Below are 12,283 nucleotides of genomic sequence, written 5' to 3'. Positions count from 1 at the left end.
GTGCGCATGAATACGAGTATTAAAAACAACCGGATGAACAGCATCATATTATTTACCATGTTGATAAGCTCGATACTGGGCTGCGGCAAATCAAACCCCGGCACTACCCCGGTTGATACCACCAAAACTACACCCGTAAATACCGACCCGGTACAATACGGAACACCCTTTGCCAGCGTGCCCGCAACCAAGGATATTGTAATGTACGAGGTAAACCTGCGCACCTACTCGCCAACTACATTGGTAAAGGCCAGCGCGCGTTTAGATTCTATCAAAGCCTTGGGTGTTAACGTAGTTTGGCTGATGCCTACCTACCCTATCGGCGTACTTAAAGCATCAGGATCGCCTTATGCCGTGCGCGATTATACCGGCGTAAATGCCGATTTTGGTACACTGGATGATTTGCGCGCCTATATTGCCAAAGCGCACTCATTGGGGATGGCGGTAATTTTAGATTGGGTGGCTAACCATACTTCATGGGATAATGCCTGGATACAGAACAAATCATGGTATCAGCAGGATGCTGCCGGGAACATCATCATTCCGCCGGGGACTAACTACACTGATGTTGCCGCTTTAAATTATAACAATACCACCATGCGCAGCGCCATGATCAAGGCTATGAAATACTGGATATATGCCGCCAACATTGATGGTTACCGTTGCGATTTTGCCGATAATATTCCTAATGATTTTTGGGTACAGGCTTTAGATACCCTCAACACCATCAAAACCCATAAGCTGATCTATTTAGCCGAGGGCACCAAGGGACCAGAAATTAGCGCCAGTTTCCAGATGGGTTATGCCTTTAGCTACTACGGTACACTCAAAAGCCTGTTTGCGGGTGGCTCTGCGCCATCGGCATTGTTCAGCACCAACAGCGCCGAGATCGCTTCCCTGCCATCGCCAGGTATTAAATTAAGGTACATTACTAACCACGATAACGCGTCATCAGACGGAAGTACACTTACAGAGTACAACGGCAAGCAGGGTGCATTGGCAGCCTTTGTACTGGCCAGTTATATGGGCGGTGTACCGCTTATATATGGCAGCCAGGAAGTTGGATACCCCAACTCCATTAACTTTTTCAATAACGTAAATGTTGATTATACCGCCAACCCGGATATGGTAGCCGCTTACAAAAAGATCCTGGCTTTCCGTGCCGCGCATGAGGCTGTAAAAACCGGCACGTTAACGCAGTACCCTGATGCCAATGTGGTTGCCTTTGAGAAAAAATCGGGCAGCGATGATGTGGTGGTATTGGTAAATGCTAAAAACAGCGCTGTTACCTATTCGGTACCGGCAGGCCTGCAAAGCACAAGTTGGACAGATGGCCTTACTAATACCAGTGTAACGCTGAATACACAATTAACACTTCAGCCATATCAATATTTGATATTGAAAAAATAGCGTTCTCGTTTACTTTTTAATAAAAGGTGGCTTGGTCTCCGCCTTTGGGTTTGATCGTCGCGCGATGCGACGATCAATTTTTTTGTGGGAGTAGCAGGGCGTAGCTCGTGTTACGGCTTCCGCCTTCTCCTTTTGCTAATATCCCCTTATCCACCAGGTCCTGGATATCTCTTAAAGCTGTATCAACAGAACATTTTGCCATTTTACTCCATTTATTTGTTGTAAGCTTCCCATAAAAATCATCCAATAAAATGCTGATAATTTGATGCTGCCTGCTATTTAAAACTACATCACGATTTTGTTCCCAAAAACTATTCCGCGTAAAAATCCGGGATAAAACCTCTTCGGTATGATCCATGGCCCTGTCTAAACAAGCAAGAAACCAATTGATCCACGAAGTAATATCAAGCCCGCCTTTTTGGGTACTTTCCAATAAATGATAATATGCCGCTTTTTCATTAAGAATTTGGGCCGACATGCTATAAAAACGTTGCGAAGTATCATCGGCCCTGGCGAGCAACAAGTCTGTTAAAGCCCTGGCAATTCTGCCATTACCATCATCAAATGGGTGTATGGTTACAAACCACAAATGAGCAATAGCCGCTTTTATTACAGGGTCGTTATCATGATTATTATTAAACCAATCTGTAAACAACTTCATTTCCGTTTCAAGGCGTGCGGCGTCAGGGGCCTCAAAATGGACCTTCTCTTTCCCGATGGCGCCGGATACAACCTGCATTGCACCGGCATCCGGCGTTCGCCAGGCACCAACCGTTATTTTATGCATGCCGGCTCTTCCCGTAGGAAACAAAGCCGAATGCCAGCCATATAACCGTTCACCCGTTAAAGGTTGTTTATATTGTTGAGTGGCGTCAAGCAACATTTCTACCACGCCTTCGACATCACGACTCGCGGGAACCGCCCCGGCTATATCAATCCCTAACCGGCGTGCTATAGATGACCGTACCTGGTCTGAGCTCAATTTTTCGCCCTCTATCTCGCTTGATTTAATAACATCAAGCGTTAAGGTTTCTAATATGGTATCCTCTTTAAGCCTGAACCCAAGCGAGTTCATTTGCCCAAGGATCAGCCCTTGCCGATGCCGTACTTTACCCAGATCGGGCAATATGGCATCGGCGTCCCAGGTAAAATTTGGCCAGCTTTTAAGTTGATGGATATACAAAACAAAATATTTGCGGTAAATATAGTTATTATTCACCGCAAGTTAATTTATTCGCCGCAAATTTGCGGCGAATAAATTAACAATTCATCGCATATCAATAACTATTCTGCCACCTGGTAAGTCGCTTCATGCAAAACAGGGAATTTAACCGAGTTAGCTACAAAACAAAACTTGTTGGCTTCATGATGTAGTTCATCGGCTTTGGTTTGCATAGAAGCATCTTTGAGAGTGATATGTGGTTTCAATGTTACCTGGGTAAAATAACCGCTGCCATCACTGGTTTCTACCATTGTGCCTTCGGCTTTATCTTCATAATTAACTACAATAACACCGGCTACCGAACATAAGTGCAGGTACCAAAGCATATGACAGGCCGAAACCGAGGCCAGTAACAAATCTTCGGGACTATAGCGTGATTTATCTCCGCGAAAGCTTGGGTCTGATGAGCCGGGAATATCTGGTTTACCTTCTATGTGGATGGTGTGGCTGCGCTCATAAGCGCGGTAATCTGTTGTACCCTCGCCTTTGTTGCCTGTCCAATTAATGGTGGCTTTATAATGATGGTCTTTCATGGCCAAATATCGCCATAAAAAATAAAACTTATATACTGCTGGCTTTGCGTTCGGCTAAAATTTCGTGGGCGCGTTTTGGCAGGTTGACATTACCGGTTTGGTTTTCATAATTAATCTTGTGGTAATTAACCAACCAAAGGCCATCTTCCTTAACCAGCCGGGTGTGGTAAGTCGCGGTAACCGTCCAAACATCGTCGTCAATAAAATGATCGGCTACGGCGCTGTAATGCACATCGGCTACGGTACCGTTTAGCTGCACCCTAAAAGCCGAAAGCTGGTGATGTGTTTTGTCGAAACCGGGTAAAAACATTTCCCAGTTATTAGTTACCTCTTTGGGCGATAGTTCAACAGGGCCTAAACCATTCATTGACGAGTAATCGAGCATCACTTTTGGGGCCAGCACACTTTGCACCAGGCACCAGTCGTGGGTGTCTGCGCCTTTAAAAACATTGGTTACTGCTGCTAAAACTTTTGTGCCTTCCATGGTATTTAGATGTAAAGCTATTGAATTTGTTTCAATAGTAATCACATTTCGGGCTTACTACATCTGTTTTGTTGTGGTTAGCTGGTCATTAATCGATTGCAGTCTTTCTATTGCAGTGTTCATCTCGGCTTTTTGCTTTTTTATTTTGCGTGGTCTTATATAAAAATAAACAAAGGCCAGCCAGCCAAGCAGGCTCACATAAGCAACGCTCCCCAAGGTAAATCCCATTTTTTGCACAAACTCTATCATGTATAAAAACATCCCGGTTGATAATAACAAAAAATACAGGTCCATAGCCCGGGTTTGAATAAAATCCTGCTTCTTACGGATGGCAAGCAAATCTGTCAAAAAAGAAAAAGTATCATTTTCGGGACTGGTTTTAAACAAACTTATCAGCAACCTATCACTTACCACCAAAAAGAAAAGTATGCCCAATATAACCAACGCTGCCCCTATTTTAGTAGTAAGCATACCGGTTTTTATGGTAAATCCCGGCACAAAAACATATAATAGTACGGTAATAATTAACACCGCGTTTAGCCACAACAACTTATTGCGGGTTTTACGCTTTACCGACTGGGCTTTTTTAATAACATCATTAACATGGGGCCGGGCAGCAGCTTCCTGTTGTTGCCAAAGCTCCTTAAAATCAATATTGAGGCTCATAGCGTTTAAATTTTTGTGAAAGTTTTTCTTTGATCCTATAAACTTTAACCCTGATGTTACTTTCCGACAGGCCGGTTATATGGGCGATCTCGGCCTGTTTAACATCTTCCAGTTCCAGGGAGATGATGATACGGTCTATCTCGGGCAGTTCGGCAATGCATTTGTACAATAGCTGCACCTGGCTTTCGGTATCGGGTGGTGGTTTATCCTCCAAATCAGGCGGCATTTCACCCAAAGGCATCTTGTTTTCCTTTTCCAGCTGGCGCAGGCAATGATTTGATGCGATACGGAAGATCCAGGTACCAATGGCCGATTCATTGCGAAACGTAGCCAGCTTTTGCCACACAGTAATAAAAGTTTCCTGCGTAACATCCCGGGCACGGTCATGATCGTTCATGTAGCCCATGCACACCCTGAAGATCTTGCTATAGTATGTATCGTAAATTTCCTCGAACGACATTGTTTGCATTTGGTGGTTAGATACACAGATTTTTAAAATGCTACAGATTTTTTTTAATATTCAATTGATGTAATATCATAAAAATGGGACACCTAAATATTGTAACTTGCTTGTAAAATGAAAGATATACTTAAGTTATCATTTATTAAGATTGTGCCCAATACTAATGTCGAAAATCGGTGGTACAGTCCATTGATTAACATAATGGCTATATTGTTATATCCCATTATTGTATTATTTGGCATTGTCGTGATGCTTTTCGTGGTTCCACTAAGCATCTGGCAAAAACTAACTACCAGTAAAGCACAAAAATTGGAGAATAAAAAAGCTGAAGCACTTCAGATTGAAAAAGAGAACCAATGGAGTGTGTTTTTTGAAAATCAAACCTTCACCATCCATCAAAAAATAGCCGGTTCATTACCCTGGGGTAGCGGCGACTACATTCATCTGCACAGCACCCCCACAATTCCCTATTTTGACGGTAAAATATGGGGAGAGTGGTTCCTTGTTGATTTTGGTGGAATCTTTTTGCAAAGATGGAATCACGAACGAAACATTGATTGCGACCTTGTATATATTTCTTTTGATACATTGGAGGTAAACCTGCTAAAACAAAACATCCCTACGAAACATTGGAACACTCAAAAATCTGACGAAAATGAAATAGAATTTACATTTTCTACTAATAATTCCGATATAACCTATGCTGTACAACGGCCGTCCTGATTTTACGCTAAATTATTTTTGCGATATAGTCCTATTCCTCAAAACCGGATCGTCATATGGTTTTAATCACTAAATTTAAAAGATCATGAACGAATTTTTATTGCTTTTCAGAAAAAACGAACCGGAAGGCGCACCAAAACCATCGCCAGAGCAAATGCAAAACTCCATGAAATTATGGATGGACTGGCTGGGTGGCATAGCCGCGCAAAACAAGCTGGTTAGCAACGGCAACCGCTTGTACAACGATGGTGTTACCGTTAGTCCGGATGAGATAGTAACCAATGGCCCATATGTTGAAATTAAAGAATTAATTGGCGGCTACTCTATCATCAGGGCCGAATCGCAGGAGGAAGCGGTTGAGCTATCAAAAGGCTGCCCTATTCTTAAAGTTGGCGGCAGCGTTGAGGTACGCATGATAATGCCTATGTAATTTTAACCCGGTCATCCCGGCATTGCCGGGATGACTCTCTACTACCATGAACAACACCGAACTGCTTCCTCACCTGTTCCGTACCGAATACCGGAAAATTGTATCGGTGCTGTACAAGCATTTCGGTTTTGAGCATCCCGAAATTGCCGAAGATATTGCCAGCGAAACCTTTTTAACTGCCGCCGAAACATGGGGACTTAAGGGACTACCCGATAACCCTATAGCCTGGCTTTACACCGTGGCCAGAAATCGTGCTAAAGATCATTTAAAGCGTAATAAGCTTTTTGATGAAAAGATATCGCCCGCGCTTCAGCTATCTCATGAGGATGTTAGGGAGTTTGACATTGATCTATCTGACCAGCATATTAAAGATAGCCAGTTACAATTGATGTTTGCCATTTGCCAGCCGGTAATACCTGCCGAAGCGCAGATCAGCCTATCGTTACGCATCCTTTGCGGTTTTGGGATCGATGAAATCGCCGATGCTTTTTTAACAAGCAAGTCAACTATTAATAAGCGCCTGTTTAGGGCCAAGGATAAGTTGCGCGAGGAGAAAGTAAAAATTGAATTTCCGCCGATCAGTCAATTAGGTGGCAGACTACAGGCTGTTTTAACCACACTGTATTTATTATTTAACGAGGGCTATTATTCAAGCAGCCAGGATTGCGTTTTACGTAAAGAACTTTGCCTGGAAGCCATGCGACTTACCATTTTATTATTGGAGAACGAGCCAACCAACCTGCCCGAAACTAATGCCTTAATGGCGCTGATGTGTTTTCACTCCTCCCGTTTTGATGCCCGTACCGATGAGCAGGGCGAGATGATCCGCTATGACGATCAGGACAGCAGTCTTTGGAACCAGGAATTGATTCGCAAAGGCGAATATTATTTAAACCTGTCATCAAAGGGCGGCATCAATAAATATCACCTGGAAGCGGCTATTGCCTATTGGCACACGGTAAAAAACGACACTACCGAAAAATGGGAAAACATTTTACAGCTTTATAACCGCCTGCTGCAAATTGCCTACTCGCCGGCGGCGGCACTTAACCGCACTTTTGCCCTGTATAAAGCCCGCGGTGCGCAAGAAGCCATTATTGAGGCCGAAAAGTTGAAGCTTAACGATAATCATTTATACCACGTTTTATTGGGCCATTTGTATACCGGCATTGATAAAGCTACAGCCGCAAATCACCTGCAAACAGCCCTCAAACTGGCTAAAACCGCTGCCGAAAAAAGCAGGATAAATAAAGACCTTGAACAATTGTGCTAAAACTATTTGTTAATTTTACGCTAATCAACATTTACTTATGGCATACAATGAGCATTTAGCCAACCGCGTACGTGAAGCGTTTATGGATCAGCCCCTGGTTGATGAGGTACAAATGTTTAAAGGGTTGTGCTTTATGGTCAATGAAAAAATGAGCATCTGCATCCGTGATAATGGCCTGCTTTGCCGCATAGGCCAGGACCAGGCAACCATTGAACTGGAAACCGGCGATTGCCGCCAAATGATTCACGGAACGCGCGTAATGAAAGATTTTGTTTGGGTTGATAGCGATGATCTAACCACCGCACAAAAGTTTAACCATTGGATAACCCTGGCGCTCTCGTTCAACAAAATAGCCAAAGCATCCGGTAAGAGGCGAAAGGGAAAAGGTTAAAGGCGAAAGGTAGCTGCAACGCCAAAAGGCGAAAAGTTAAGGGTGAGAGGTAGCTGCATTGGGTCCACAACGTCATGCTTTATTTCAGCACCCCACAGGACAGGTTGCCAACCAGATGATAACTCAGCAAGTGGGGCCCTGGAATAAATCAGGATGACTTCCCGTTTATTTTTCTTCCGTCTTGATTCTTGACTCTTGGTTCTTGACTCTTGGTTCTTGACTCTAATCTCTTGATTCTACTTCCCCCCTGCTCGTTTCAGCAACTCGATTAATTCATCTATACGCATAGGTTTGGAGATGTAGTCGTTCATGCCAACGTTTAGGCAGGCTTCCCGGTCTTCGGATAGGGCGTTGGCGGTCATGGCGGCTATATAGGGTTGTTTGGTATTTTGGTTGCGGATAAACCTGGTGGTTTCCAGGCCGTCCAGTTCGGGCATCTGGATATCCATCAGCACTACATCGTAATACTTTTCTGTTATTTTTTCCAGCACCTCGTAGCCGTTGTTCACCAGGTCGATAGTGTACCCCAGTTTATTTAATACCCGCTGCACCAGTTTTTGGTTAATCAGGTTATCTTCGGCTACTAATATTTGCAAGGGATGTTGTAAGGCAAAACCTGCTTGTAATAAAGATTTTTGCTCGTCCTTTGCAGGCGGTTCTTCTTTTTGATTGGTTAAGGCCGCATTTATACTTTTCCATAAATTGTTTTGCTTAACCGGTTTAGTTAATATAGACGAAAACAATTTTGGGTGCTTTTTACGGGTTTCATCACCAATGGAACTCAGCATAATCACAGGCACCGGGGTGGCACTTTTAGATATCGTTTTAGCAAGGCTCACACCATCGTTTACGGGCATGTGCATATCTGTGATCACAAGGGCAATCCCGGTATCCTTTTTTAAAATATCAAGCGCCTGTTTCACCGATGTTGATAGCACCGGCTCTAATTTCCATTGCTGCAACTGCTTTTCGAGGATGAGCAAATTGGTATCATTATCATCAACCAATAACACTTTTTTGCCTTCAACGTCGGCCAGGTTTGCCGGGTAAAGATGATATTTTGAGGGTACTTTACTTTTGTTTACCTTAATGCTAAACTTAAATTCAGATCCTTGTCCATAAACGCTTTCAACACCAATTTTACCGCCCATAAGGGTAACCAGGCGCTCGCTAATGATAAGGCCCAAACCGGTGCCACCATATTTACGGGTTGTTGACGAATCAACTTGCGAGAAGGCCTGGAACAGACTTGTAATCCTATCCGCAGGAATTCCAATCCCGGTATCTTTAACATTAAAACCTATTTCTATTTCATCGTTGCCAAAATCATGCAGTAAAAAAATATCTACAAAAACCTCGCCCCGGTGGGTAAACTTAATAGCATTGTTAACCAGGTTTATCAGTACCTGTTTTACCCTAAGGCTATCGCCCACTATTTGAATGGGCAGGGCGTAATCTATCTGGTAAATCAGGTCGATATTATTTTCGGCGCTCTTTTTTGAAAAGATGTCCATTACCTCCTCCACACTTTGCCGCAGGTCAAAATCCTCATGCTCCAGGTCCATACTGCCCGATTCTATTTTAGAAAAATCCAAAATATCATTGATCACGTTTACCAGGTTTTCGCCGCTGGTAACAATAGTTTCTGCAAATTCCTTTTGTTCCTGATTCAGCTCGGTTTCCATCAGTAGGGACGCCATGCCAATAACGCCGTTCATGGGCGTGCGTATTTCATGGCTCATGGTAGCTAAAAACACGCTTTTGGCCTGGTTGGCACGGTCGGCCTCCTGCCGGGCCTGCAATTCCTGTTCGCGCTGGTCTATCAATTCTTCCGATTGTGCCTGCAATTCCTCATTCAAAGCCTGCAGGTGTTCTGATTGTGATTTTAACTCCTCTGCCTGTTGCGATACTTCAAACGTGCGTTCGCTAACCTCGCGTTCCAGCTTTTCCTTTTGTTTAATAATGCTGTTAAGCCTGTACCTGTACAGGCCCCAGGCCAGGCCGCAAATAATAAGCGCGGCCAATATTTTAAACCACCAGGTATCCCAAAATGGTGGCACAATAGTAAGCTTCAGACTCAATTGCTTTCCCGACCATTTGCCCGAATTATCTTTACATTTAACCCTGAAAACATAATGCCCCGGCGGCACGTTGGTGTACACCGCGGTGTTTTTACCACCTACATAATTCCAGCCTTTATCAAAATTTTCAAGTAGATAAGCATATTCCTGTTTATTGGCCGATGCAAAGCTGAGGGATACAAAACCAAACGAGATGATAGATTGATCGTAGCCGAGGGTTATGGATTTAGTTTCTGAAATTTCCTGTTTAAGGGGCGATGGGTCATTTTCGCCCTTGCTAATGGGTACGGGCTTATTAAATAATTCAAAATCGGTTAATACCAGCGCCGGCTGACGCGTTACCGGGTTTAACAAATCGGGGGTAAAACGGTTAAATCCGTTAAATCCACCAAAATAAAGATTGCCCGCCTGGTCTTTTAAAGCCGAGTGCGGTTTAAATACATCGCCTTGCAAGCCATCCTCCTCGGTATAATTTTTGAAGGTTTTGCGCGCCGGATCATACATCATCAAACCTTTGTTGGTACTTATCCAAATATGATGGTTGTTATCTTCAAGGGTGGCATAGGTAAACGCGGTTGGCATGCCATCGGCTGCGGTAAACGTTTTAAATTGGCGGGTTTTAGGATCAAACACATTCAATCCCCCAAAAGTGCACAGCCATAGTTTGCCGGTATGGTCTTCAAAAATATCAACCACGGTATTATTGCTGATGCTGTTTTTGCCCTTCTCCTTTTTAAAACGGGTAAACGAGTTTGTTTTTTTATCAAACAAATTCAGTCCGGCATCATTGGTACCTACCCATATATTTCCTTCCTTATCGCAAAAAACAGAGTTGATAACATCGCTGCTCAAGCTTGTGACGTCGTTCGGATTGTTTTTATAGGTAAAGAAATCATCGGTTGCAGGCTGGTACACACTTACACCACCGCCAAAAGTGCCAACCCATAGTTTTTTATCCTTATCAACCGTAAGGGCGTAAATATCGTTGGCCCCAAGGCTGTTGGGCTTTGCAGCATCATGCTTGTAGTTTTTGAACTTACCGGTTTGGGTATCCATTAAATTCAGGCCCTCTGTCCAGGTGGCTACCCAAAGCCTTTGATCACCGGCTGGCTTAATATCTAAAACATAATTGCCGGATAGGCTGGTTTTATCGTCTTTCCTATGTTTATAGGAGGTGTAAATACCTGTTTTGGGATCAAGCATATTTAAGCCGCCGCCGTCGGTAGCTATCCAAATGTGCTGATCATTGTCTTCCAATAAGGCCAAAACAAAATCATTAGAGAGGCTATTGGTGGATGAGGTATGTTTAAAGTGCGCGAAACTGGCAGTACTTCTTTTAAAAAAATTAACGCCTCCGCCAAACAGGCCCATCCACATGTTGCCCATATTATCTTTAGTAATCTCATTAACAGAATTTGTGGTTAAACTGCTGTTATCCACATCATCATGCGCATGGTTGCTAAACTCCCCGGTTGCGTAATGAAAAATGCTTAAGCCGCCATTTTCGGTACCTATCCAAATGCTTTTGCTAACACCTTCGGCCAAACTTTCAACGGTGTTGTTTACCAGCGAATTATCATTACGCGGATCATTAACAAAATGACGGAAGGTTTGGGCTTTATCGTCAAACAAATCAACCCCGTGTTCAAAAGTGCCTACCCAAAGGCGGTTATCCCTGTCCCGCAAAATAGCATTGATTCGGTTACCAGCTAATGACGCCGCGTTTTTGTCATCGTGCTTGTAGCTTACAAAATCGTGGGTTTGTGGTCGGTACAGGTTAACACCCTGGTCAAATGTGCCTATCCAAAGGTTGTTCTGCCTGTCTTTGTGCAGGCAGTTAACCAGGTTACTGCTGAGACTATGCGGATTTCCGGGTTGATTTTTAAAGTGGGTAACTTCGCCGGTTTTAATATCAAACAGGTCGAGCCCCTGGGTAGCTAAAGCAATCCATATTTGATGATCATCCGCGAAAACAATTTTGTTAACGTTATCATCGGCAATGCTTTTAGGGTTACCGGCATTGTGGGTGTAGTGTGTAAAACGGTCGGTTTTACGGTCCAGCTTATTCAAACCTCCCGATGTGGCTATCCAAAGGTTACCCTCTTTATCTTCAATAATATCGCCAATATAATTATTGTTGATGCTGCCTGCATCAGCAGGATCATTACGATAAACTTTAAATTGATATCCATCATAACGGTCGAGCCCATCGCCTGTACCTATCCACATAAAACCGCGGCTATCCTGGATAATACAGTTTGGATTAATTTCCGACAGCCCGTTTGCCGAACCGAGGTGTTCAAAATGAAGCTGCCTGTGCTGGGAAAACACCTGTGCAGATAGGGCTGTAAATAAAGCGATCAGGAAAAATTTAAAGCCCTTCATTGTTTGCAGATATAGAGATCAACAGATACCCATAAAGTTCAGGTACAACCAATATAGTTAATATTATTTATACGCAGGCTTTTATTGAAAGTTGATATTCATCTGAAACTAACGGTTGACTTATTAAGCCTGGGAGATTGAATTTTTAGCTATAAAGCGGTGCCCTGTGATAGTTGGGAAATGACGTAGATAGCCTGGCGTAGAAGACTCACCCGCCAGCCC

The 12,283-nt window shown here is 43.5% G+C and carries 11 protein-coding genes; 5 read left to right on the top strand and 6 right to left on the bottom strand.

Annotated features, from left to right (window positions below; translation table 11 throughout):
* The first annotated feature begins 6 nt into the window (after positions 1-6).
* Positions 7-1,410, top strand: a complete 1,404-nt coding sequence (locus QWZ17_RS14780) for an alpha-amylase family glycosyl hydrolase (protein WP_290306025.1) — start codon at positions 7-9, stop codon at positions 1,408-1,410.
* A gap of 73 nt (positions 1,411-1,483) precedes the next feature.
* On the opposite strand, the gene QWZ17_RS14775 is transcribed toward QWZ17_RS14780, so the two are convergent.
* The 5 genes from QWZ17_RS14775 to QWZ17_RS14755 all read right to left on the bottom strand — a co-directional run bounded on the left by QWZ17_RS14775 (position 1,484) and on the right by QWZ17_RS14755 (position 4,775).
* Positions 1,484-2,629: a Fic family protein gene (locus QWZ17_RS14775; protein ID WP_290306024.1), complete on the bottom strand. Its 1,146-nt coding sequence runs from the start codon at positions 2,627-2,629 to the stop codon at positions 1,484-1,486.
* A 65-nt stretch (positions 2,630-2,694) separates the two neighbouring features.
* The gene (locus tag QWZ17_RS14770; RefSeq protein WP_290306023.1) at positions 2,695-3,165 is read right to left on the bottom strand and encodes an OsmC family protein; all 471 of its coding nucleotides are present in this window, start codon (positions 3,163-3,165) and stop codon (positions 2,695-2,697) included.
* Positions 3,166-3,193: 28 nt separating this feature from the next.
* The gene (locus QWZ17_RS14765; protein WP_290306022.1) at positions 3,194-3,649 is read right to left on the bottom strand and encodes a nuclear transport factor 2 family protein; all 456 of its coding nucleotides are present in this window, start codon (positions 3,647-3,649) and stop codon (positions 3,194-3,196) included.
* 57 nt (positions 3,650-3,706) lie between these two features.
* Positions 3,707-4,315 (bottom strand): hypothetical protein, encoded by a 609-nt coding sequence (locus QWZ17_RS14760; RefSeq protein ID WP_290306020.1) that lies wholly within the window; start codon positions 4,313-4,315, stop codon positions 3,707-3,709.
* Complete coding sequence (locus QWZ17_RS14755) at positions 4,299-4,775, bottom strand: RNA polymerase sigma factor (RefSeq protein ID WP_290306019.1); 477 nt, start codon at positions 4,773-4,775, stop codon at positions 4,299-4,301. The genes QWZ17_RS14760 and QWZ17_RS14755 overlap by 17 nt, the downstream gene beginning before the upstream one ends.
* 204 nt (positions 4,776-4,979) lie before the next feature.
* Here QWZ17_RS14755 and QWZ17_RS14750 point away from each other — a divergent pair, with 204 nt between their 5' ends.
* The 4 genes from QWZ17_RS14750 to QWZ17_RS14735 all read left to right on the top strand — a co-directional run bounded on the left by QWZ17_RS14750 (position 4,980) and on the right by QWZ17_RS14735 (position 7,595).
* The gene (locus QWZ17_RS14750; RefSeq protein WP_290306018.1) at positions 4,980-5,501 is read left to right on the top strand and encodes a hypothetical protein; all 522 of its coding nucleotides are present in this window, start codon (positions 4,980-4,982) and stop codon (positions 5,499-5,501) included.
* Between the two features lie 85 nt (positions 5,502-5,586).
* Entirely contained in the window at positions 5,587-5,931 is a 345-nt protein-coding gene (locus QWZ17_RS14745) for a YciI family protein (protein WP_290306017.1), read from the top strand.
* A gap of 46 nt (positions 5,932-5,977) precedes the next feature.
* The gene (locus QWZ17_RS14740; RefSeq protein ID WP_290306016.1) at positions 5,978-7,204 is read left to right on the top strand and encodes an RNA polymerase sigma factor; all 1,227 of its coding nucleotides are present in this window, start codon (positions 5,978-5,980) and stop codon (positions 7,202-7,204) included.
* Positions 7,205-7,241: 37 nt separating this feature from the next.
* Entirely contained in the window at positions 7,242-7,595 is a 354-nt protein-coding gene (locus QWZ17_RS14735; protein WP_290306015.1) for a TfoX/Sxy family protein, read from the top strand.
* A 236-nt stretch (positions 7,596-7,831) separates the two neighbouring features.
* Here QWZ17_RS14735 and QWZ17_RS14730 read toward each other — a convergent pair whose 3' ends face one another.
* Complete coding sequence (locus QWZ17_RS14730) at positions 7,832-12,061, bottom strand: hybrid sensor histidine kinase/response regulator (RefSeq protein WP_290306014.1); 4,230 nt, start codon at positions 12,059-12,061, stop codon at positions 7,832-7,834.
* Between the last annotated feature and the right edge of the window lie 222 nt (positions 12,062-12,283).

This window comes from Mucilaginibacter flavus (assembly GCF_030409315.1).
Lineage (GTDB): Bacteria > Bacteroidota > Bacteroidia > Sphingobacteriales > Sphingobacteriaceae > Mucilaginibacter > Mucilaginibacter flavus.
This window is presented reverse-complemented; position numbering and strand designations above follow the sequence as displayed.